The sequence below is a fragment of the Alloiococcus sp. CFN-8 genome (assembly GCF_049943125.1).
In the GTDB taxonomy this organism is placed as follows: domain Bacteria; phylum Bacillota; class Clostridia; order Clostridiales; family Clostridiaceae; genus JAEXZL01.
Genome location: NZ_CP188040.1, coordinates 2,845,653 through 2,868,356 on the forward strand (window position 1 = coordinate 2,845,653; position 22,704 = coordinate 2,868,356).

18 protein-coding genes are annotated in these 22,704 nt (G+C 36.5%); all 18 read left to right on the forward strand.

The features are described from left to right. Position 1 precedes the first annotated feature (1 nt). The 18 genes from ACPWSR_RS13320 (at position 2) to ACPWSR_RS13405 (ending at position 22,588) form a co-directional block, all read left to right on the forward strand. Positions 2 to 1,363 (forward strand): ABC transporter permease, encoded by a 1,362-nt coding sequence (locus tag ACPWSR_RS13320; RefSeq protein WP_426348720.1) that lies wholly within the window; start codon positions 2 to 4, stop codon positions 1,361 to 1,363. Between the two features lie 276 nt (positions 1,364 to 1,639). Next, positions 1,640 to 2,380 (forward strand): NERD domain-containing protein, encoded by a 741-nt coding sequence (locus ACPWSR_RS13325; RefSeq protein ID WP_426348721.1) that lies wholly within the window; start codon positions 1,640 to 1,642, stop codon positions 2,378 to 2,380. A gap of 61 nt (positions 2,381 to 2,441) precedes the next feature. Next, on the forward strand, positions 2,442 to 3,035 hold the full coding sequence (locus ACPWSR_RS13330) for an MBL fold metallo-hydrolase (protein ID WP_426348722.1): 594 nt from the start codon (positions 2,442 to 2,444) through the stop codon (positions 3,033 to 3,035). Positions 3,036 to 3,180: 145 nt separating this feature from the next. Then, positions 3,181 to 3,735: a MarR family winged helix-turn-helix transcriptional regulator gene (locus ACPWSR_RS13335; protein ID WP_426348723.1), complete on the forward strand. Its 555-nt coding sequence runs from the start codon at positions 3,181 to 3,183 to the stop codon at positions 3,733 to 3,735. 204 nt (positions 3,736 to 3,939) lie between these two features. After that, positions 3,940 to 5,844: an FAD-dependent oxidoreductase gene (locus ACPWSR_RS13340; protein ID WP_426348724.1), complete on the forward strand. Its 1,905-nt coding sequence runs from the start codon at positions 3,940 to 3,942 to the stop codon at positions 5,842 to 5,844. Between the two features lie 275 nt (positions 5,845 to 6,119). Next, on the forward strand, positions 6,120 to 7,319 hold the full coding sequence (locus tag ACPWSR_RS13345; RefSeq protein ID WP_426348725.1) for a phosphoenolpyruvate hydrolase family protein: 1,200 nt from the start codon (positions 6,120 to 6,122) through the stop codon (positions 7,317 to 7,319). Positions 7,320 to 7,430: 111 nt separating this feature from the next. After that, a complete protein-coding gene (locus tag ACPWSR_RS13350; RefSeq protein WP_426348726.1) occupies positions 7,431 to 8,639 on the forward strand; it encodes a Tm-1-like ATP-binding domain-containing protein in 1,209 nt (402 codons plus the stop codon). A gap of 21 nt (positions 8,640 to 8,660) precedes the next feature. Then, complete coding sequence (locus ACPWSR_RS13355) at positions 8,661 to 9,491, forward strand: phosphoenolpyruvate hydrolase family protein (RefSeq protein ID WP_426348727.1); 831 nt, start codon at positions 8,661 to 8,663, stop codon at positions 9,489 to 9,491. Between the two features lie 752 nt (positions 9,492 to 10,243). Beyond that, a complete protein-coding gene (locus ACPWSR_RS13360; protein WP_426348728.1) occupies positions 10,244 to 11,413 on the forward strand; it encodes a hypothetical protein in 1,170 nt (389 codons plus the stop codon). Between the two features lie 245 nt (positions 11,414 to 11,658). Beyond that, positions 11,659 to 11,811: a hypothetical protein gene (locus ACPWSR_RS13365; RefSeq protein ID WP_426348729.1), complete on the forward strand. Its 153-nt coding sequence runs from the start codon at positions 11,659 to 11,661 to the stop codon at positions 11,809 to 11,811. Between the two features lie 16 nt (positions 11,812 to 11,827). Beyond that, complete coding sequence (locus tag ACPWSR_RS13370; protein ID WP_426348730.1) at positions 11,828 to 12,586, forward strand: EFR1 family ferrodoxin; 759 nt, start codon at positions 11,828 to 11,830, stop codon at positions 12,584 to 12,586. A gap of 324 nt (positions 12,587 to 12,910) precedes the next feature. After that, positions 12,911 to 14,107 (forward strand): ABC transporter substrate-binding protein, encoded by a 1,197-nt coding sequence (locus tag ACPWSR_RS13375; protein ID WP_426348731.1) that lies wholly within the window; start codon positions 12,911 to 12,913, stop codon positions 14,105 to 14,107. Between the two features lie 76 nt (positions 14,108 to 14,183). Continuing rightward, the gene (locus tag ACPWSR_RS13380) at positions 14,184 to 15,068 is read left to right on the forward strand and encodes a branched-chain amino acid ABC transporter permease (protein ID WP_426348732.1); all 885 of its coding nucleotides are present in this window, start codon (positions 14,184 to 14,186) and stop codon (positions 15,066 to 15,068) included. A gap of 8 nt (positions 15,069 to 15,076) precedes the next feature. Then, on the forward strand, positions 15,077 to 16,159 hold the full coding sequence (locus ACPWSR_RS13385) for a branched-chain amino acid ABC transporter permease (protein ID WP_426348733.1): 1,083 nt from the start codon (positions 15,077 to 15,079) through the stop codon (positions 16,157 to 16,159). Next, positions 16,152 to 17,006 (forward strand): ABC transporter ATP-binding protein, encoded by an 855-nt coding sequence (locus tag ACPWSR_RS13390; protein ID WP_426348734.1) that lies wholly within the window; start codon positions 16,152 to 16,154, stop codon positions 17,004 to 17,006. Before ACPWSR_RS13385 ends, ACPWSR_RS13390 begins: the two co-directional genes overlap by 8 nt. Further along, positions 16,996 to 17,721: an ABC transporter ATP-binding protein gene (locus tag ACPWSR_RS13395; RefSeq protein ID WP_426348735.1), complete on the forward strand. Its 726-nt coding sequence runs from the start codon at positions 16,996 to 16,998 to the stop codon at positions 17,719 to 17,721. The genes ACPWSR_RS13390 and ACPWSR_RS13395 overlap by 11 nt, the downstream gene beginning before the upstream one ends. A gap of 251 nt (positions 17,722 to 17,972) precedes the next feature. Next, positions 17,973 to 18,827, forward strand: coding sequence for an ADP-ribosylglycohydrolase family protein (locus ACPWSR_RS13400; RefSeq protein WP_426348736.1), 855 nt, complete (start codon positions 17,973 to 17,975; stop codon positions 18,825 to 18,827). Between the two features lie 299 nt (positions 18,828 to 19,126). After that, positions 19,127 to 22,588: a cohesin domain-containing protein gene (locus ACPWSR_RS13405; RefSeq protein ID WP_426348737.1), complete on the forward strand. Its 3,462-nt coding sequence runs from the start codon at positions 19,127 to 19,129 to the stop codon at positions 22,586 to 22,588. Positions 22,589 to 22,704: the final 116 nt, after the last annotated feature.

Sequence of the window (22,704 nt, forward strand, 5' to 3'; positions counted from 1 at the left end):
AATGAAGAATGAATTTAAGGGTTTTTCAAAAGTCTTCTCCTTTACCTTTAGGCAGCATGGAAAGAATAAAGGCTATTTGACTACCACAATTATTATCGGACTTCTATGTCTTTTGCTTCCTGCAATAATTATGGTAGCAGTAGATCACTTCGGAGGAGATGAAGAAGAAGCTGTTGAATATATAACTGAGAAGGTTTCAGAGGTTTATGTTATAGACAAGACTCCCGGAGAAGAGGTTGATTATTCTATACTCAATACTATTAATGATAAAAGCTTTTCTGCTATTTCCTATAAAAACTATGAGGATATAGACACTGCTGGCAGAGATGCAAGGGGCAGTGAAGGTACTTTGATTATGTTAATCGAGCCTGAGGATAATAGAAATGTTATTAATATTCTGTTGCCGGAGGAATCAAAGCTGTCTGAGGATGATGCCTATGCTTATAATAGCTTTATAGGTAGCTATTTTCAGATGATTATGGTTCAAAAATCAGGACTTGATTATGAGCAGGTACAAGACCTCACTAGACCAATCGTAGGAGATGCTATTTCAGAGGAGGAAGCGATTTCTTTAGATGGATCAAAGAATGAATTAGATATGGTAAAGGACGTATTCTCTATAGCACTTCCTTATCTCACCATTATGGTGCTGTATTTTATGATTCTAGCCTATGGCCAGGGGGTTGCAAATAGCGTAATAATGGAGAAAAATTCTAAGCTAGTGGATACCTTCCTTATTACTGTAAAACCTACTGCAGTGATTCTTGGAAAGGTATTGGCGATTTTTCTCACAGGTATATTGCAGCTTTTTAGCTGGATTGTGGCTTTGATAATAAGCTTTACTGTAGGGATAGCTATTGTAAATTGGATGAACCCTAGTACTGAAATGGTGCTAATCCAGTTCTTTGATTCCTTTGGAAGTGTATCTGGTTTATTCTCCCCGGGTGGGATAATTCTAGCAATATTAATTATACTGGCAGGCTTCCTATTGTATTGCGGTTTAGCAGCCATAGGTGGAGCCATGGCTAGTAAGCCTGAGGATTTACCTGTTACTAATTTACTCTTTACCTGGGCTTTAGTAATCAGCTTCTTTGCATGTCTCTATGGTGGAGTAATGGAAGGAAGCCTAACAGGCTCTAGCTGGCAGGCCTTTGTACCCTTTACCTCCATGATGGTGGTTCCTGGTATGGCCCTTTTAGGTGACATATCTGTGATGGGTGCTCTCATATCCTTTGCAATACTTTTAATAACCACTTTAATCATCGTATGGTTAGCTGGAAAGATATATGTAATGCTCATATTCTATAGAGGCAATTCAATTCCTATTGGCAAGGTGTTTAAGATGGTGAAGAGTAAGAAGTAAATAAGAGTATAAAGATAAGTCAAGCTAATATATATAGAAAAGATAAGAAGGCCCACACTCCTAGGATGATAACCTTGGAGTGTGGGCTTTAGTGTTATTAAATAAGCAGTGATTCATATTATAATAATGTTAATTTTTTATATGACTTTGATTTTATGCAATCCAAATGGTATTATATGTATTAAATGGGATTAATATATATAATTCGGTAATCTGATATTGAATTGTTATTCCATCTGAATAAGAGAATCTTATTATTGGATAGGAGAGACAGATATGGGTTTATGGTCAATATTAAAAGGTGAGCAGCCTGGAATAATTGAAGGATTACTCCATTATAAAAATAAAGGACAATATGGAGAGTACTTAACAGAATATGCACTTGGTCACGATAACATAAAAGGCTACTTAAAGATAATAACTAATGTTTATATACCATATAAAGGCAGAACTACAGAAATAGATGTTGTTATGGTACATGAGAAGGGGATTTTTGTTTTTGAAAGTAAAAATTATAGTGGTTGGATTTTCGGTAGTGAACAACAGCAAAAATGGACTCAAAGCTTTCCAAATGGAGACAAAACTCAGTTTTATAATCCTATAATTCAAAATCAAGGACATATAAAAGCTTTAACAGAGTATCTTGGAACATCTAGCACAAATCTTTCTTCCTATATAATTTTTTCAGAACGATGTGAATTAAAGCGGATACCTGATAATAATCATAATTACAGGATTCTTAAGAGAAATAAGCTATTAAAAGAGCTGCGCAAAGAGTTAGAATCCAAGCCGGTAGTATATACACGAAGGGAAGTAGATAATATTGGGGAAAAGCTTGCTACAGCAGCAAATGTAGACAAGAAAATGAAAGAACAGCATATTAACGAAATCAAGGAAAGAATCAGTGGAACCACATGTCCATTTTGTGGTGAACAATTGGTGGAAAGAAAAGGTCAATATGGTGCCTTTTACGGTTGCAGTACATTCCCCAAGTGTAAGTATAAGAGGAAGATATAAAAGAACTTTATTTATAGATTTATAGAATTAATTTACAAATATTTTCTAAGGAGGATTTATTATGGCAAAGCTTCTTTATCAAGGACATGGCAGCTATAGAATTACTGCTGATAATGGTATTGTTATATATGTAGATCCCTTTGCGGGAGAGGGTTATGATATTCCTGCAGATATAGTTTTAATAACCCATGAGCATAAGGATCATAATAATCTTGAGCTTATTACTCAAAAAGACCACTGCACTGTTCTAAGGTCTTCTGATATGCTTATTGTTGGACATTATGAGAAGAAGATTATCTCGGGAATAACTATAGAAGCAGTACCAGCTTATAACAAAAATCATGATAGGGCTTCCTGTGTAGGTTATGTTATATCCATAGATGGTATTAAGGTCTATGGAGCAGGGGATACCTCCTTGACAGAGTATATGGCGCTGATGCTTTCCCTGGAGGAGATAGATTATGCACTACTTCCCATAGATGGTGTGTATAATATGGATATACCAGAAGCAGAGCGTTGCGCTGAAGTAATAAATGCTAAGCACACCATTCCTATTCATATGAAGCCAGGTGAGCTTTTTGATAAAGAAAGGGCTGATAGCTTCAAAGGAAAGAACAAGCTTGTAGTTGAGCCTGGTGAAGAATTAAATCTTTGATAAGTGACTTATTAGAAGAGTCTTTTAGTCTTATGTCTATTAATAGAAGGTTAGCTTTTAGTAAATAGATATAAGGCTATTAGACTTTTTTTAAAATGGTCATTTTGAAGTGGTAGCCCTTGTGATAAAATTATATTTAAAGATAATGAAAAACTTGAGAGAAAGAGTCAATATTGAATATTGGCAGGTGGTTTATATGGAAAAGAATGAAAGAGATTATTATTTTAATATATTTTTAAACCTAGTAAGAGCTACCTATATGAATTTAGAGAAGGATTGGGAAAAGATAGCCAAGGAGGCTGGTCTTACCCATGCTCAGATGCACGCCCTATGGATATTGAATCTCGATGATGGCTTGACCTTAGATGAGCTAGGTAATATAGCCTTATGGAATAAATCCACCACCTCAGCCCTCATTAGTAGATTGGTGAAGAAGGGTTACGTTAGAAAAGAAAAATATCTAAATAATAGCAGAATCATAAAGATTTATATTACAGACACCGGAAGGGTAATTCTTGATAAGAGCGTTGGCTCTAAATCAGCTTTTGAGTTTATGGGGCTCTTTGAAAATTTTGATAGGCAGGAAATCGAAGTATTCTTAAAGACTCTAGATAAGATCTGCGATAAGGTTGGTAAGTGGGATATGAAGGATTTTAGAAGCTTTTTAGAAGTATCCTCCAATAAATTGTTTAAAAATTAACAAAACCTATTGAAATACTATTTTTTGCTGATATAATTGTTAGTGTAAGGTTAAATTTGTGAGCGAATTTTATTTTTACTGGACATAAATAACGGACTTTTTCAAATTAATAATAGGTTATCTGATATATAGCAGGTAATTATTATTTTTTGAAATAAAATTCGTTAACGAAAGTTAAAAATATAACAAATTAGGAGGCAAGCTATGCAAAAATTATTTACTCCCTTAAAGATCGGAAATTTAGAACTAAAGAACAGATTTATGATGGCGGCTATGGAGAACGGACTTGCGGAAGTAGGTGGACAGGTTAGTGATAGGTTGATTGACTTCTTCGTTGAAAGAGCAAAAAATGAAGTAGCTATGATTATTACTGGTTCTATTGGTATATCTCCAGAAGGGAGAGGGCTTCCTACTCAACTTAGTATATATGAGGACGAATATGTACCAGGGTTAAAGAGAATGACCGATGCTGTACATCAAGTAGGAGGAAGGATTGGAGCACAGCTTTATCATGCAGGTAGACAGGCTTCTGAGGCGGTAACGGGATTACAGCCCATAGCTCCAAGTGCAGTGCCTTGCGCTATCCTAGGAAATAATCCAAGAGAAATGACTAAAGAGGACATGATAGAAGTTAAAGAGAAATTCATTAAAGGTGCTGAAAGAGCAATAGAAGCAGGCTTTGATCTCATAGAAGTACATTTTGCTCATGGTTATCTTCTTCACAGCTTTTTATCTCCCCATAGCAATAAGAGGGAGGATGAATATAACGGTTCCCTAGAAAACAGAATGCGTTATCCTCTAGAGGTATTAAAAGAAATTGTAAGGGTAGCCGATGGGAAAGTACCAGTAATTATAAGAATTAGTGCTGATGAATATCTTGAGGATGGTCTTAAATTTTCAGAGGTTAAAACTATCTGCCAGGAGGCTGTCAAGGCAGGGGCAGAGGCTGTAAGCCTTACTGCTGGAAGCTATGACTCTGTGGAATATACCATTCAACCAATGTTTATAAATCAAGGGTTTCTAATACCTTTTAGTGAAGAGCTTAAAGAAGAGCTTTCCGTTCCAGTTATAGTTGCTGGTCGTTTAAATAATGCATACCTTATAAATGATATTATAGAAAATAATAAGGCAGATATGGTAGCTATCGGAAGAGGGCTAATTGCCGATGAAGAGCTTGTATTAAAAATGAAGAGAAATGATTATACAGATATACGCTACTGCGTAGCCTGTAATCAGGGCTGCATAGATAAGGTGTTCATAGGACAGGGTGTGAACTGTTTAGTAAATGCCAGAGCAGGCTGTGAAAAGGAAAGAAATATTGTTAAGGCAGAGAAGAGCAAGAATGTTGTTATAATAGGAGCTGGACCTGGAGGACTTGAAGCAGCTAGAGTTACAGCTATTAGAGGTCATAAGGTAACAGTAGTAGATAAAGAAGATAGGATTGGTGGCAAGCTATACGTGCTTTCAACTCCTCCAGAAAAGGATACCTTTATGTTCTTCAGAGATTACTTATTCAATCAATATGTAAGACTGGGAATCAACTTTGTACAAAGAGAGGTTAAGTCTTCTGAGGATATCAAGGATTTAAATCCAGAGGTGGTAATAGTAGCTACAGGAGCAACTCAGACCGTTCCTCCAATCAAAGGAATTGACAACAAAAATGTGGTTCTTGCTGAAGATGTACTTAACGAAAGAAAGAAAGTTGGACAAACTGTAGCTGTGATTGGCGGTGGTCTTGTAGGTACTGAAACCTCGAAATTCCTGGCTTCTAAAGGAGTTAAGGTGCATATTATAGAGGTGCTAGAAGCCATAGCCAAGGATATAGGAGCAACTTATGTAGGACATCTCTTTAAAACCCTAGAGGAAAAGGGAGTAGAGCAGCATGTTAATGCTAGGATATTAGAGATAAAAGATGGAGAGATTGTCCTTGAGGACAAGGTTATTAAGGTAGATAATGTTGTAATAGCTGCTGGTTATAAGGCTAATGATGCAGTTGTAGAACCTTTAAAGAAGGCTTATCTTGAGGTTTATACCGTAGGCGATGTAAACAGAGCCAGAAGAATAATGGACGCTGTAGAAGAAGGCTATAAGGTAGGTTGTGCTATTTAATAAAAATAAAAAGAGAGTGAATTGATAAATAGTCATATATTAATAGGTGGTAGCTTGAGCTGGATTTCATTAATGGAATCCAGCTCTTTTTATATAAGATAATAAGGATGAATATTTGTAAAGGTCTATGCAGTAATATGATTATTATAATAAAATATAATTGCATGGTAATTATTGTTATTAAGGATATGTGATATTAAAATATCTTTTTAATAAATAGTGTTAATTAAAGATAAAGTTTCAGGGGGTTAAGCTAGCACAAAGGTGGGAGGAGCTTGAAAAAAGAAATAATAATAAATGAATTTAAAAATAATGTTAAGAAGAGAAATTATATTATTGGAGTAGCTTCAGGTTCTGGTATGACAGCAAGATACGTAGAGAATGGAGGGGCTGATTTTATTTTAGTTTTAAACTCTGGAAAGTTTAGGCAAATGGGTAGAGGCTCTCTTGCAGGCTTTTTATCTTATTGCAATGGCAATGATATGGTTATGGAGTTTGGAAGCAAGGAAATATTACCTATAGTAAAGCATATACCAATTTTTTTTGGTATTAATGCATCAGATCCAACCAAGAATACTAAAGAGTATATTGAAGAAATCAAAGACAGGGGATTTCATGGTGTGATTAACTATCCAACCATTGGTCTTATAGATGGTTCTTTTAGAATAGCCTTGGAAGAGCAAGGATGTGATTTTGCTAAGGAGGTTGAGGCTATAGGCATTGCTCATAGAGCAGGCCTACTTACTATGGCTTTCATCTTTGATGAGTTTCAGGCAGAAGCAATGATCCGTGCAGGTGTTGATATCATATGTCTTCATTTAGGATTAACTAGTGGAGGGCTTTTAGGAGCTAAAAAGGTGTTATCCTTAGAATCGGCAAGAAAAAGGATTGAAAGAATATTTAATTATTGCAGTAGGATTAATCCTGAGATAATCAAACTTATCTATGGAGGACCTGTAAAAACGCCTCTGGATTTTCAGTATATGCTTTCAAATCATAAGGAAATTGATGGATACATAGGAGGCTCCGCCTTCGAAAGAATTCCTGTAGAAAAAGCTATAATAAATGTTACTAAATCCTTTAAGACTACAGGAGAAGTTAATGCGGATACCCTGATGGCAAAAATGCTTGATGGGGTAACAAAACATTATAATTATGTGGATTTTGTCAAAGAGTACATTTCTGAAAATTATACTAATGAAATAGTGTTTTCTGATTTAGCTCAGGTGGCTCATGTTTCTAGAAGCTATTTAAGCACATTATTTAAAAAAGAGGTGGGCTGCAGCTTTCAGGAGTATCTGATAAGATTTCGTATGGATAGGGCTGCAGAAATAATAATTAATAATGATATTAATTATAGTGAAATTGCAAATTTGGTAGCCTATAAGGATTACGCTCAGTTCTCCAAGATGTTTAAAAAGTATAAGGGATTATCGCCAAAAAAATATAAAGAAAAATATAACATAAACACATAGAATTAGAACATGAACACGTTTACAATATATGGGGAAGATTGATATGATAACCTTAAGTTAACCGTATCAATCTTTATTTTTTCAAAAATAAGTGTTAAGAGGAGGATGGAAATGAAGACAATAGCAATAGCAGGTACTTTTGACACAAAAGGTACAGAATACCTGTATCTAAAAGAGCTTATTGAAGATTTGGGACTGAACACACTTACTATCAATACTGGTGTTTTTGAACCTTTATTTAAACCGGATGTTTCTAGCAATGAGGTAGCAGCTGCTGCAGGGGTTGATATTGATATACTTGTTAGAAAAAAAGATAGGGCCTTGGCAACAGAAACATTATCAAAGGGAATGGAGAAGTTAGTTCCTGAGCTTTATAAACAAGGAAAATTTGATGGTATTATTTCCTTTGGAGGTTCAGGGGGGACTTCATTAGTTGCTCCCGCCATGAGGGCGCTACCAATTGGTGTACCAAAGATAATTGTATCTACTATGGCTTCTGGCAATACAGAGCAATATATAGGTACAAGCGATATAGTAATGATGCCCTCGGTGGTTGATGTAGCAGGACTTAATAGCATATCTACAAAGATATTTACTAATGCAGCATTTGCTATCGCAGGGATGGTGAAATTCGAAAACAAAAAGGTTATAGAAAAAAAGCCTCTTGTTGCAGCTACTATGTTTGGAGTAACAACTCCCTGCATAACAACGGCAAGAGAACATCTTGAAGCGAGAGGATATGAGGTTTTAGTATTTCATGCCACTGGGATTGGTGGACGTTCTATGGAATCACTCATTGAATCAGGGTTTATTGAAGGAGTATTAGATCTTACCACCACTGAGTGGGCCGATGAGATTATCGGAGGAGTATTAAATGCTGGTCCACATAGATTGGAGGCTGCAGGTAGAAAACAAATTCCACAGGTAGTTTCTGTAGGGGCTTTAGATATGTGTAACTTTGGTGCTTATGAGTCAGTGCCTAAAAAGTTTGAAGGTAGAAATCTGTATAAGCATAATCCTACAGTTACACTTATGAGGACAACCATAGAGGAAAATGAGCTTATCGGTAAAAAGCTAGTTGAGAAATTAAATCTAGCAACGGGAAATACGGCATTATTTCTACCTCTTAGAGGTGTGTCAGCCATTGATGCCCCAGGCCAGCCGTTCTATGGGGAAGAAGAAGACAAAATGTTATTTGATACCTTAAGAAATGGAGTAAATAAGGAAATAGTTGAGGTTATAGAAATGGACTGTGCTATTAATGATAATGAATTTGCAATAGCAGCAGCGCAAAAATTAATAGATTTGATGAATAAATAAATTCAAGAGGAGGTTTTATATATGAATAAGATGACAAGAACAGAAATTTTGGCGAAGTTTAAGGCTGAAGTTGCTAAAGGAAAGATTTTATTAGGTGTTGGAGCAGGTACAGGCATAACTGCAAAGAGCAGTGAAGCAGGCGGAGCAGATATGCTTATAATATATAATTCAGGAAGATATAGGATGGCTGGTAGAGGATCATTAGCAGGTCTTTTAAGCTATGGAGATGCAAATCAAATAGTTGTAGAAATGGGTTCTGAGGTGCTACCAGTGGTTAAGGATATACCTGTCCTTGCAGGGGTATGTGGAACAGATCCCTTTAGAGTAATGGAGATATATCTTAAGCAGCTCAAGGATCAAGGATTCAATGGTGTTCAAAATTTTCCTACGGTAGGACTCATTGATGGGGTATTTCGTCAGAATCTAGAAGAAACAGATATGGGATACGGGCTAGAAGTGGAAATGATTCGCAAGGCACATGAATTAGACATGCTTACCTGTCCATATGTATTTGATCCTGAGCAAGCAAGAGATATGGCTAAAGCAGGAGCTGATATTTTAGTTGCACATATGGGGCTTACTACAAAAGGGACTATAGGCGCTAAAACAGCGCTTACATTAGATGATTGTGTTGAAAAGATTAATGCTATTATTGATGCTGGCCGTGAAGTAAACCCTGATATAATGGTAATTTGTCATGGTGGACCTATAGCAGAACCAGAAGATGCAGCTTATGTAATTGGAAAGATTCCAGAAATTGATGGATTTTTCGGTGCTTCCAGTATTGAAAGATTTGCAGCTGAAAAAGGTATTAAAGAACAAGCGTCCGCATTTAAAGCTATCGGTAAATAATCTAAAGTTAGTGACACAAGCTTGTAGAAAAGTCAGTAGATTATATAAAAATCTACTGACTTTTCCTTATTATCATCTATCCCACTTATTACACAATTCATCAATCTGATTAGTAAATCTTGCTATATACTTGTTGGATAGTCCACGTTTCTTTTCAATGAGAGAAATAATGAATCATTTTTGTGTATACATTTATTATAGAACATTAATATATCATCTCATATTTATGCAAGATAAATTAACTGATTATATTGATAATTTTATGATGATGATGTTATAATTATATATATAAGTAATATTTTCAAGTTAATTACAGCATCAGGGAGGTTAAAATGATACGTGTACTATTAACCTTAGTTGAAATATTAATTGCCTTAGCACCGATTGCTGCTGCTATTGCTTTTGGTTCTATGAATAAAAATAAAAAAGCAGCTTAGAATCAGTTGATTAATTCCTTGCTTTTGGCAGGGTTTTTTTATCTTATTGTAGATATGATTCATTAGTACTGTAGTTAATTAATTTTTAACGAGTAAAATAGAAAAATATGATATAATAATATTAGGAACTGTAGTTATAAATATCCATTAAAGTGGTAATGCTAGAGTATATAAGATTTAAAAATTTATATAGCTATTTTGGTAAGGCATCATTATTTGTTTAGCAGATTAATAGATGTCTTTTTACTTTTATAAAAAGTTCACTATCAGTATTTAAGATGAATAATATAATTCTTTTTAGTAATGGAGGTAGTTATGAATGAAAAAAAACTCGATGTAATTTTAAGTAATTATAAGGCTTCTTTTAAGGAGCTGAATTCTGAACCTAATGGTGAATACTATAAATGGTATACAGTAGAACACTTTGATAAGAACTGGGACATTGATGCAGAAGACTTTTCTGCAATGTTTAGAGAAGCCACCGTTAAAGCTCACAGACTTATTAATAATAAGGTGGTTGAGCCTTTAAACGGCATATTGGAGCTCTCAAAACATAACAGCCATAAGGTTAGAGAGATGTTTAAGCGGTTGTATAATGAAAATGAGAGCAGTGCTAAAGGCATACAGGGCAAAGTAAATGATTTTATTAATGAAGCAAATAAAACTCTTGAAAGTCTTGACTCAGGAAAATGGAAATACTCACAGCATGTTGGAGCTGTGGTGCTATATCTTGCTATTTTTAATCCTTCTGAAAATTACTTTTTCAAGGCAACAGAGGCAAGGACCTTTGCAGAATATATTGAGTATGATAGAGAGATAACCACTGGGAATTTCTTTAATTTAAAAAACTATTATGCTATGTGCGATATTCTGGTAGAAGCAATAAAGGAGGATAAGGAGCTGTTAGAGCTTCATGAAACTCGGTGGGCTTATAACAACGAGGAGAATGGAAGGAAGCCAGATATTAAGGATGACTATCATATCTTGGCTTACGATATAATTTATTGTGCTCATAACTATAAGCTATACAAGAGTAAACCTCAAAAGGTAAAAGTTAAAAAAACTGGTACAAAAAAATCCATTTCCAGTAAGAAAAAAGAAATGCAAGAAAAAGAGAAGGGCATCATCGATAGATTATCTATCGACATAAGTAATGTTAATGAAAAGATAAGAGAGCTGGAGGACAAGGAAGAGAAAGTCGTAATTCCACGTCTGGAAGGAATGAAGGTTATACATAAAAGCTTTAAAGAGGGTACTGTAATCAGTCAATTTGAAAATTATCTGATTATTAGCTTCCCAGAAGGTGAAAAGAAATTTGCCATCCCTAATTCCTTTGCTTCAGGATTTTTATCCCTAGAGGATGAAAACCTCATGAAGGAGTTTCTGGCCACCTACGAGATTACTAAAGAAAAGGAGCTACTGAAGGAGGAGTTGAAACAGCTTAGCCTTGAAATCTTAAAACATGAAAGAATTCTAGATAATTAAATAGCATATTAATTAAAGGTGCCTTAAGGTTATTATATCTGAAGGTACCTTTAAATTTGCAGAATATAAAATGAGTTACAGCTTACAATATAAAGGTTTATAAACAGAGGAGTGTTACTAAAATATTACTTTAATGTTAATAATTTTATGTTTTGATGTTATAATAATAGAGCTATGTCCTATAAAGAATAACATGGGTTTAATAGCCTAGTAAGTAGAGAGAAGTAATTATTAATTCGAGGTGTATGATGAAAAAGGGAGATTTTATATGGGCTTTGGCCTTGATTGTGTGGGTTATAGTTTCAGCCTTTTTGTCCATTGCCCTAGGACTACTCCTTGCCATAGCCAAAAAGGATAAGGCTACAGAAGGTGAAGCTATTGAAACAACGGCCTTATAGGTAGGAGGGGAGAATAATGATTTTATATTTTACTGGCACAGGAAATTCCTATTATGCTGCTAAAAGAATTTCCGAGGAAATAAATGAAGAGCTTGTAAGCATCAGCCTATTAATGGAAAAAAATGAAGTGGCCATAGAGCTTCAAGAGGGAGAGTCTTTAGGCTTTGTGTTTCCCGTGTATTATTATGGTATACCTTCTATTGTAAAGGAGTTTGTAGAGAAGCTGGAGCTTAAAGGCTATAAAAACAATTATATATTCACAGTGATAACCTGTGGTGGCACCATTGAAGGAGCAGGTGGTCAGCTTAAGGAGCTCCTCAGCGGTAAGGGGTATACACTAGATTTTCTTCAGCCTTTATTGATGCCTGATAACTATGTTCTTATGTATAATGTGCCTTCTAAAGAAAAGACTGAAGCCTTACTTAATAAGAGTGAAAAGCAGTTAAAGGGTATTATTACAAGCATAAAGGCTAAGGAAAAGGTAATATTACCTTTAGGGCTAAAGGGAAGGCTTATTACTAAGGTTGCTTATTATTTTTATAAAAATGGCAGAAGCACAAAAAAGTTCTATGCTGATGATAAATGCATTTCCTGCGGCAATTGTCAGAGCCTTTGTCCTAGTAAAGCCATAGAAATAATCGATGGAAAGCCTAGTTGGGTAAAATCTCAATGTGTTCAATGCCTGGCCTGTATTCACAGATGTCCTGTTGAGGCCATTCAATACGGTGGTGGAACCTCAGCTAGAAAGAGATATGTACATCCAAGCTTAAAGTGATTTAATTATATACATGAGTTAAAATAATATATACTTAATATGCCTACCAGCAGTAATAATATATACTGCTGGTTTTTTTGCGTAATATTTATCAATTTTTTAATTACAAAATCCTCTGAACCTGTACGATTTCAAGTTAAATTTTTCTCATTAAAATAAATAAAGCCAGTTCTAATTGCTAAAGTGATAAACTTTAACAGAATATATATAATTTTTTAACAATTGTATTGTAATTTATTAAATTGTATGTTAATTTATATTATTATTAGGTTTTTTATAATAAAAACCAAACAGAATAAATAAATTAGTAATGGGGGGGTTATCATGAAAAAATTGCTTGCTTTGGGAATGTCATTTGTTATGGTTTTAACTTTAACAGGGATTTTAACTGGTTGCACAAGTGGAGGTTCTGATAAAAATGTAATTAAGATAGGAATTTTTGAACCTGCTTCAGGTGATAATGGTGCCGGGGGAAAGCAGGAGACTCTTGGTATCGAATATGCTCACTCACTTAAAGACACTGTTGAAATCGATGGTAAAGAGTACAAGATAGAGCTGGTTAAGGTGGACAATCAGTCTTCTACAGATAAGGCAGTTTCAGCTGCATCAACTCTTGTTTCAGAACAGGTTTCTGTAGTTCTTGGCTCCTATGGGTCTGGCGTTTCAATTGCTGCTGCAGATACCTTTGCAGATGCTGGAATCCCAGCTATAGGTCTCTCCTGTACTAATCCTGCAGTTACAGAAGGAAACGACTATTATTATCGTATTTGCTTCCTTGATCCTTTCCAGGGTACAGTTATGGCAAACTATGCTGCTGATTCAGGAGCAAAGACAGCTTATGTTCTGGCACAGCTAGGTGATGATTATTCTGTTGGGTTAGCAACCTATTTTAAAGAAGCTTTTGAAAAATTAGGAGGAAAGGTTGTTGATGAAACCTTCCCAGAAGGTACCTCAGATTATTCAGCCTATATAACTAGTGCTACTAATGCTGGCGCTGATGTATTCTTCTCTCCATCCTCTACCACCGCTGCTTCACTGATTATTTCACAGGCTGCTTCAGCAAAGGTTGACTATTCAATAATGGCTGGAGACACTTGGGAAAACTCCGTAATACTAGACGCTGCAAAGGGAACAGATTTAAATATAGCTCTTTCTACCTTCTTTGATGAAAATGATGATAATGCTACAGCAGCAGAATTTGTAAACGGCTTTAAAAAATACCTTAATGATAATAAGGATAAGCTAACTGACAATGGTGGCAATGATACAGTAGCTGCTGTATCTGCTCTAGGCTATGATGGCTATATGGTAGCTTTAGAGGCTATAAAGGCTGCTAACAGTACTGATTCTGAGGAGATTGCTACAGCACTTTCTGATGTTACCTATGATGGAGTAACTGGTTCTATAAAGTTTAATGAAATTGGAGATGCTGAAAAGGACATGGCTTATATAAAGACTGTGGACGTTAAAACTGGCACCTTTAAATTCGAGAAAACCCAGACCATTGCTGATGTGAAATAGTTATATAAGAATATAGACAATTTGCGCGGAGTAGTTTATATTCTCCGCGCTTTTCTTTAAAAAGGAGGGTCAATGCATGGATTCATTATCTGGTATTATTCCATATCTACTTTCAGGTATTTCTGTTGGTGGACAATATGCCTTGATAGCAATAGGTTATACCATGGTTTATGGTATACTCCGTCTGATTAATTTTGCTCATGCGGATATATTCATGGTAGCAGGGTTTATTATGGTTTATTCTTCAACTGTTATGCCTTTATATGTTTCATTAATTTTAGTTATTATATTGACGGTGAGCCTTGGCTTTGCTGTAGAGAGGTTTGCTTATAAGCCTCTAAGGTCGGCACCGAGAATGTCAATTATGATTTCTGCTATTGGAGTTTCTTATCTTCTTCAAAACCTGGCCTGGTATGTAACTGGTGGTCTTGCAAAGGTATATCCTGAAATTCCATGGATAAGCGATTCTGTTACGGCGTTTGGATGGCCAATCAGTAGAGTTACTGTTATAACGCCTATTCTCACCATAGTTCTTGTAGTAGCTCTGGTGCTCCTGCTAAAGTACACTAAAATCGGAATAGCCATGCGTGCTGTGTCAAAGGATTTTGAAACCTCACAGCTTATGGGCATAAAGATTAATACCGTTATAAGCATAACCTTTATCATAGGCTCCTTCCTGGCTGCTGTGGGATCTATGCTTTATTTCTCCAGCTATACAGCTGTTTCTCCTACGGTAGGAGCAATGCCAGGGCTAAAGGCCTTTGTTGCTGCAGTGTTTGGAGGTATAGGTAGTGTACCGGGAGCTGTAGTTGGAGCCTTTATCATAGGAATTTGTGAGAACTTAATCAAGGCTGCTAAAATGACTACCTTTAGTGATGCCTTTACCTTTGCTCTCCTTATTATAATCCTTGTGGTTAAGCCAACAGGTCTCTTTGGAGAAAAGACCTCAGAGAAAGTGTAGGTGGGAAGATGAAAACTAAAACAAAAATAATTATAAATGGAGCTCTTATTGCGCTGTTGCTTAGCTTTATTTACTTTCTAGATGTGACGCAGCCAACCTCAATGCTCTCCACGGTTTTAAAAAAGGGAGCAATCTATTCTCTTGTGGCTGTTTCCATGAATCTTTTAAATGGATTTACTGGCCTATTTTCTCTAGGACAGGCTGGCTTTATGCTCTTAGGAGCTTATACCTATGGAATATTAACTATCCCCGTGGAAGCTAGGGAATCAGTATATAAATATTTCAACGGTGGTCTTGTACAGTTTCAGCTGCCATCCTTGGTAGCCTTGGTTCTTGCAGGCTTAGTTGCTGCTATTTTTGCATTTTTAATAGGACATCCCGTATTAAAGCTTAAGAGCGATTATCTTGCCATTGCAACCTTAGGCTTTGCGGAAATTATCCGTGCCATAGCCCAGTGGGATAAGCTTGGAGCAATTACCAATGGATCAAATCTCCTGAAGAAATTTACTAAATTTCAGGGAGCTCTCCCATACTTTATCATAGCGATGATATGTATTGCTACCATAGTACTTTTAATTAAATCAACCTATGGTAGGGCTTTTAAAGCAATTAGGGATGATGAGATAGCAGCAGAAGCCATGGGAATAAATCTTGCAAGGCATAAACAGATGGCCTTTATAATTAGCTCCTTTTATGCAGGAGTAGGTGGAGCTATGCTGGCAATGTATCAGACTACGGTACAGGCCAATGCCTTTAAATCTGCCATGACCTATGAAATACTGCTGATAGTGGTATTGGGAGGTATAGGCTCTATCACCGGAAGCATCCTGGGCTCCTTCCTCTTTGTTGCCAGCAGTGAGTGGTGGCTGAGATTTTTGGATCAGGAAATGTTTATAGGTAGCTTTAAGGTTCCACTACTTAGAAGCGGCTTTAGAATGGTAGTTTTTTCAGTAGTAATCATGATAGTGGTGCTGTTCTTCCGCCAGGGAATTATGGGAACCCGGGAGTACTCCCTGGAAGGGGTAGTGAATTGGTTTAAAAAGAAAAAGAAATTTTCATCTAAAAAAGCAGGGAGGGTTAATAATGGCTGATTTAATAAGGAATGTTTTAACCCTTGAAAATATAACTATGCAGTTTGGTGGTGTTATAGCGGTTAACAACCTATCCTTAAAGGTAAATGAAGGAGAAATTGTATCCCTGATAGGTCCTAATGGAGCTGGAAAGACCACAGCCTTCAATGTTGTTACGGGAGTTTATGAAGCTACTAATGGGTTAGTGAAATATTATGATGAGACTATACTTGAGAACTATCCTAAGGGGAAGATGAAAAAGCTTTATGGAGGAGAAAATAACGGAGAATATAAAAGATCCATCGTAAAAACTCCCGATGAGCTCACAAAGCTTGGTATAGCCAGAACCTTTCAGAATATAAGGCTGTTTAAATCCATGACGGTTTTTGAAAATGTTCTTGTAGCTAAGCATATGAGAAGGTCCAGTAATCTATTTACTGCAACCCTTATGCTTAACCAAAAGGAAGAGGTAAAAATGCGTCAGGAGTCCCTGGAGCTACTTAGGATTGTTGGGCTAGAAGAGGTAAAGGATGAGCTGGCAACCTCTCTACCTTATGGTAAGCAGAGAAGGCTAGAAATTGCTAGAGCCTTAGCTACAGAGCCAAAGCTGCTCCTTTTAGATGAGCCAGCAGCAGGAATGAATCCACAGGAGACCAACGAGCTTACAGCCTTTATCTATGATATTCGTGATAAGTTCAGGCTATCTGTTTTACTTATAGAGCATCATATTAACCTGGTAATGGATATTTCCGATAGAATTTATGTTATTGACTTCGGTAAGCTTATTGCTGAAGGTAGGCCGGAGGAAATACAAAACAATCAAAGAGTTATAGATGCATATCTGGGGGTGGTAGAGGATGAAGAGTAATTTACTTGAAATTAAGAATTTATTCGTAGCCTATGGCGGTATAGAAGCAGTAAAGAACATATCCTTTAACGTTCCTCAAGGGGAAATAGTTACTCTCATTGGTGCTAATGGAGCAGGAAAGAGTACAACCTTAAAATCCATAGCAGGTCTTGTAAAGCCAAAGAATTCTTCTATACTTTTTGAAGGACAGGAGCTTGTAGGAAAGACTCCCGATGCTATAGTTAAAAGTGGTATAACCCTTGTACCGGAGGGCAGAAAGGTTTTTGCAAATCTCACCGTTAAGGAAAACCTCCGCATTGGTGCTTATCTCAGGAAGGACAATTTGGATAAGGATTATGAATATATATTTTCCTTATTCCCTCGTCTTAAGGAGCGTGAATGGCAGCTAGCTGGTACCCTTTCTGGAGGAGAGCAGCAGATGCTTGCTGTAGGAAGGGCACTGATGAGCAGACCAAAGCTTATTATGATGGATGAGCCATCCTTAGGACTTGCACCCTTAGTAGTTAAAAGCATCTTCGATATTATTAAGGAAATCAACGCCAATGGTATAACAGTTCTCCTCATAGAGCAGAATGCCAACATGGCCCTTCAGGTAGCAAACACTGCCTACGTTCTGGAAACAGGACATATAACCATAACAGGAACTGGTAAAGAGCTTCTAGCCGATGATAGGATAAAGGAAGCCTACCTCGGTAAGAGTAAAAAGGTTAAATAGCTAAGTATATTTGGGGTTATGGATGAAAAGCTGGGATATTGATCCCAGCTTTTTTGTATTAAAAATTCCTATGTAAAAGTGCTAAGAAATCTTCAAAATCTTTAACAATCCTGTATGAATACACAACAGACCTTAAAGATTTATGATATTTCTATATGTTGGTCATTTTATAAGTCTCTCTGAATATTATACATATTGGGTCAGAACCGTAGGAAATTACGGTTTTTAATTATGTATAAGGAGAGAAAAATATGTTTGGTGCAGTTATTGGAGATATAGCAGGCTCCATTTATGAGTGGAATAACATAAAAACAAAGGATTTTATACTCTTTGAGGAAGGCTGCCATTTTACTGATGAGACGGTTATAAACTTCGCTGTAGCTAATGGCTTAATGAGATGGAGATGGGAGGATGAAAGGTATTTATTAGGAAAGCTCTCCAGAGAGGTTATGAAGCAATACTTAACGGAAGAGATGCAGAGGCTTGGTAGATTATACCCCCTTGCAGGCTATGCTGGTATGTTTCAAAGGTGGCTTATTGCAAAAAAGCCAATGCCTTATAGAAGCCTGGGGAATGGTGCTGCTATGAGGGTAGCACCTATAGCCTATGTAGCCGCAAGCCTGGAAGAGGCAGAAGAGCTTGCGAAGCTATGTGCAGAGATAACTCATAATCATAGTGAGGGGATAAAAGGTGCTGTAGTCGTTGCTGGGTGTATTTATCTTTCTATAAATGGAGCAGATAAGGAAGAAATAAAAGCTTATGCTGAAAAGTTCTATGACTTCAGCTTTACACTGGATGAAATAAGGCCACAGTACGGCTATAATTCCTCTGCAGAGGGAAGTATACCCTATGCCATAGCAGCTTTTTTAGAAGGAAGCTCCTTTGAGGATTCCTTGAGGAACGCTATTTCTATAGGAGGAGATAGCGATACCATTGCAACTATAACCTGTGCCATAGCTGAAGGGTATTATGGAATTCCAGAAATACTAAAAAGAAGAGCAATGGTTTATCTTAAGGATACAGAGTTCCTAGAGATATATTATAGCTTTATGATGACATTCCAGGAGGAACAGAGGAGGAAGAAACTACAAAATAAATATTATTAATAAGCAGCATGGGCTGCTTTTCTTTTTGTAAAATTTTAGTTCTATTTTATTTATCATTAAATATAGCAATATATTCCTATAAATTAGCAAGGTAGTTAGTTTAATAATTTGTGTAAAATATTTAAAATGAAATCGTAAACATATGTAATATTAACTAAGAATAAACACATTTGTTAAAGAAATGTTAATTTTTGTGTCATATATCAATTAGAGGGGAGGTTTAGGTAAATTAAGATAAGTTTGAGCTTGTAGAAGTTTAAGCAGTTTTTTAAATACTAGTATTATGAGGAGGATATCTTATGTCAAAAAGGTTTAGATTTAGTGTTTCAGCTATACTGACTATAATAATTTTTTTATCCTTAATACCCGTGAGTGGCTTTGCAGCTTCAGAGGAAACCGTTGCTAAGAAGCTTGGGGATAGAGGCTTTAAGAGCTCTGTGGACCTAGGAGTGGCTGCGTCAGATGTATCCATTAAGACATCAATAATAGCTAAGGAAAACGGTAGAGATGTTGTTTATACCACTGCTGATGGCGGAAAGTTTAATGTAGTTGATTTAAAGGATAATAAGCTTTTATTTGCTACACAGCTGGGTGAGGTAACCCAAGTTTGGACCCATTCTCTAGCACCAGATGGTACTGTTTATATAGGGGGCTTAGCTGCTGGTAATGCTGGTGAGCTGTGGAGCTATAAACCAGAGGGTAGGGTTGTAAAAAAGCTAGGGATAATCCATGAGGGTGAACAGGTATGGTCTAGCGCCATAGATGAACAGGGAAATGTTTATTTAGGTACCTATCCTTCGGGAAAAATAGTTAAGTATGAGCCTTCTACTGGAAAGTTCACTGACCTTGGACAAGTAGACACAGAAAATAGCTATGTACGTTCTATGGCCTATGCCGATGGTTATATCTATGCTGGTCTAGGAACTATTGGTAAGGTATATAGAATAAACGTAGATACCTTAGAAAAAGAAAATATAACTAAAAATATACCAGAGCTTTTAGGAAAGGAACAAAAGGATATCAAATTTGCCTACGATATGGCTGTAGTAGGGGATTATCTATTTGTTAGAATTGATGATGGTAATCTAAATGCTATTATTTTTTATGATTTAGAAACCCAGACATGGCTTGATAAAAAGCTAGCTAAGGTAGGTGATGGATCAGCAGATGATTATGGTACCTTTGGCTTTAGTAATCAAATTCCTGTTAAGGATAATAAGGCCTATGTTATTTGGAGTCGTGAGGTAACAGAAATAAATCTAGATACCTTTGAGACTAGGCTGACAGGAGTAAAATATGCTGCTGGTTTTAGAGGAGCAGGCTTTGTAGAGCTCACTGAAGGAGAGCCATCATTAATTACTGTAAAAAGAAATGGCACCATGCTTGTTGCTGATGTTGATACAGGAGCATCCTCAGAGCTGCCTTGTGTAATGGAGGCTAATCCACTGACCCTGCATAATTTAGCTGCAGGAAATGACGGTAATTTATATATGACTACCTACCCTGGAGGACCTAAGGGTTCTAAATATAATACTAAGACTGGTACCTTTACCACCTATACTCAAGGACAAGCTGAGGGTATTGTAGCTGGTAATGGCAATGATTTATACTTCGGAATGTATCCAGGGGCTATTATTCAAAAGATGGATACTTCTAGTTTAGCTATAGAGACTTTATTTAACTTAAAGGATGAGTACAGTCAAGATAGACCATATATAATGAAGTTTGAGAATAATAAGCTTCTCATAGGAACTATACCTGACTATGGAAAGCTCGGTGGAACCCTGACTATATACGATCCTGCTACTGGTGAAAGAGAAACCTATAAAAATGTGGTTCAAGATCAGAGCATCGTAGGCTTAGCCTATAGGGATGGTAAGATTTATGGTTCAACCACCATCCGTGGAGGACTTGACATAAATCCAACAGCTGAGGAAGCTAAGATGTTTGTATGGGATGTAGAGGGGAAGACAAAGCTTACTGAATTCTCTCTTGATATACCTGGATTAGATACCCCTGTGCTAATCAGTGGCTTAACCTTCCATGATGGACTTCTCTGGGGAGCTGTTGATGGTATAATATTTGCCATGGATCCAGATACCTATCAGGTAGTTAAATATAAAAATATATATCCAGAGATAGTAGATAGAGGAATGTGGAGGCCTGTACACATATTGTTTGGTGAGGATGGTTTACTATACACTGATGTGGCTGGAAAGCTAACAGTTATGAAACCAGATACCTTAGACCATGTGACCTTAATCGGCTCCGGTCCAGAGGTAGACTTTATAGCTCTGGCAAAGGACAGCCAAGGTAATGAAAATATATATTATATAGATGCTAGCCCTACTACCCTTAAAATGATACCAGTAATAGATGGTGGAGTTCTTGAAGAACCACCAGCAGAGGAAGAGGAAATTGAAGTTCCTATATATAATAATAGCTTTGAAGAGCCTTTAAGAGGAAATACTATTCCTGGTTGGTCTTCATTATTCTCTAATATTACTGCTAATGTTTCCTTTGGAATTACCAGTGATAGAAGCAGCAGTGGTGACAACAGCTTAAGAATTGTTGATAAGGCACAAAATGAAACAGTATTTGTACAGAGTGACTATATATCTGTAGTTCCTGGTGTTGAATATACAGCCTCTGCGGAGCTATTCTTAGAGGATGGTAGCGTAAGCTTCTTCTTAAGATATTTTGATGCAAATGGTAAGCAGGTAGGAAGCGATAAGGATGGGGTGAATATAATCCATGTTCGTTCCGGTCATAAGGAGTGGCAGAGAGTAAAAGCTGTAGTGAAGGCGCCAGAAGGAGCAGTTTATGCAAGACTATTTGCCGGTGCTTCCAATTACTTTACTACCTCAGCAGCATATTATGATGACTTTAAGCTAACCTATAGGGGCTTCGCACCTGTAGAAGCTTCTCCAGGAACTCTACATCTTTCAGCTCCTGAGAATGTGTATGAGGGTGAGGAATTCACCGTGGCAATTAACTACTTTGCTGGTGAAACAAAGGATCTTAAGGGTATAAATTCTACTGTAACCTTTGATGATACAAAGCTTCAGCTCATAGCTGTTGAAAAGGCTGGCGCTATGAACGAGGATGGTGCTGTATTAGCTTATGACTTGTCCTCAGGTACAGTTAATATTACAGCAACAGCAGCTTCAGATAAAGTAATAAGTGAAAATGGAGAGATAGTAACCTTAAGATTTAAGGCTTTAGAGAATCTTGGTGAAACAAGCTTATCCATGAGCAAGAATAGTACCTTAATCAAGGGAAGCTCCTCTGAAGGATATCTCCTAGGGATGGAAAGACAGCTTAAGATGAACATTCTAGAGGCCTATGCTGCTATAGTTGAAATAGGGGCTCAGGTAACCTATGATAGAGGAGCAGTGGAGGATAATCAATATACCTTTATCCTAAAGAATGAACAGGGAGAAGTTATTGACACTAAGGGAAATATCGGTGAAAGCATTACCTTTAATCCTTTATCCTTCAAAAAGGAAGGCTTATATACCTTTACCTTAACACAACAGCCACTGTCAAATAACAAGATTAAAATCGATGGCTCAACCTACACTGTAAATGTTAATGTAACGAGAGTGAGAGAAGGCTATGAAGCAGAGGTAACCTATGAGAGAAATGGCAAAGAGTATGCAGGAACACCTGTATTTAAAAATACTAAGGATAATAGAAGTAAAAGTCTGTTAAAGACTGTTATCTATGTTCTTAGCAAGCTTATAAAAAGTTGGTTTTAAGCTTTTGTCATAGCTCCCTAAACTTATACTAAAACTAAAAAAAACAAACCTATTATGAAAAAAGGTCCATTTCTTTAAGAGTGGACCTTTTTTATAATTTATATATTGATTCATTT

Excerpts from the sequence above, each read along its gene's own strand:
- ACPWSR_RS13325 (WP_426348721.1), top strand. The coding sequence starts at position 1,640 with ATGGGTTTATGGTCAATATTAAAAGGTGAGCAGCCTGGAATAATTGAA.
- ACPWSR_RS13385 (WP_426348733.1), top strand. The coding sequence starts at position 15,077 with ATGAAAACTAAAACAAAAATAATTATAAATGGAGCTCTTATTGCGCTG.
- ACPWSR_RS13390 (WP_426348734.1), top strand. The coding sequence starts at position 16,152 with ATGGCTGATTTAATAAGGAATGTTTTAACCCTTGAAAATATAACTATG.
- ACPWSR_RS13395 (WP_426348735.1), top strand. The coding sequence starts at position 16,996 with ATGAAGAGTAATTTACTTGAAATTAAGAATTTATTCGTAGCCTATGGC.
- ACPWSR_RS13365 (WP_426348729.1), top strand. The coding sequence starts at position 11,659 with ATGATGAAAAAGGGAGATTTTATATGGGCTTTGGCCTTGATTGTGTGG.
- ACPWSR_RS13380 (WP_426348732.1), top strand. The coding sequence starts at position 14,184 with ATGGATTCATTATCTGGTATTATTCCATATCTACTTTCAGGTATTTCT.
- ACPWSR_RS13355 (WP_426348727.1), top strand. The coding sequence starts at position 8,661 with ATGAATAAGATGACAAGAACAGAAATTTTGGCGAAGTTTAAGGCTGAA.
- ACPWSR_RS13400 (WP_426348736.1), top strand. The coding sequence starts at position 17,973 with ATGTTTGGTGCAGTTATTGGAGATATAGCAGGCTCCATTTATGAGTGG.
- ACPWSR_RS13330 (WP_426348722.1), top strand. The coding sequence starts at position 2,442 with ATGGCAAAGCTTCTTTATCAAGGACATGGCAGCTATAGAATTACTGCT.
- ACPWSR_RS13405 (WP_426348737.1), top strand. The coding sequence starts at position 19,127 with ATGTCAAAAAGGTTTAGATTTAGTGTTTCAGCTATACTGACTATAATA.
- ACPWSR_RS13335 (WP_426348723.1), top strand. The coding sequence starts at position 3,181 with ATGAAAAACTTGAGAGAAAGAGTCAATATTGAATATTGGCAGGTGGTT.
- ACPWSR_RS13370 (WP_426348730.1), top strand. The coding sequence starts at position 11,828 with ATGATTTTATATTTTACTGGCACAGGAAATTCCTATTATGCTGCTAAA.
- ACPWSR_RS13320 (WP_426348720.1), top strand. The coding sequence starts at position 2 with ATGAAGAATGAATTTAAGGGTTTTTCAAAAGTCTTCTCCTTTACCTTT.
- ACPWSR_RS13375 (WP_426348731.1), top strand. The coding sequence starts at position 12,911 with ATGAAAAAATTGCTTGCTTTGGGAATGTCATTTGTTATGGTTTTAACT.
- ACPWSR_RS13350 (WP_426348726.1), top strand. The coding sequence starts at position 7,431 with ATGAAGACAATAGCAATAGCAGGTACTTTTGACACAAAAGGTACAGAA.
- ACPWSR_RS13340 (WP_426348724.1), top strand. The coding sequence starts at position 3,940 with ATGCAAAAATTATTTACTCCCTTAAAGATCGGAAATTTAGAACTAAAG.
- ACPWSR_RS13360 (WP_426348728.1), top strand. The coding sequence starts at position 10,244 with ATGAATGAAAAAAAACTCGATGTAATTTTAAGTAATTATAAGGCTTCT.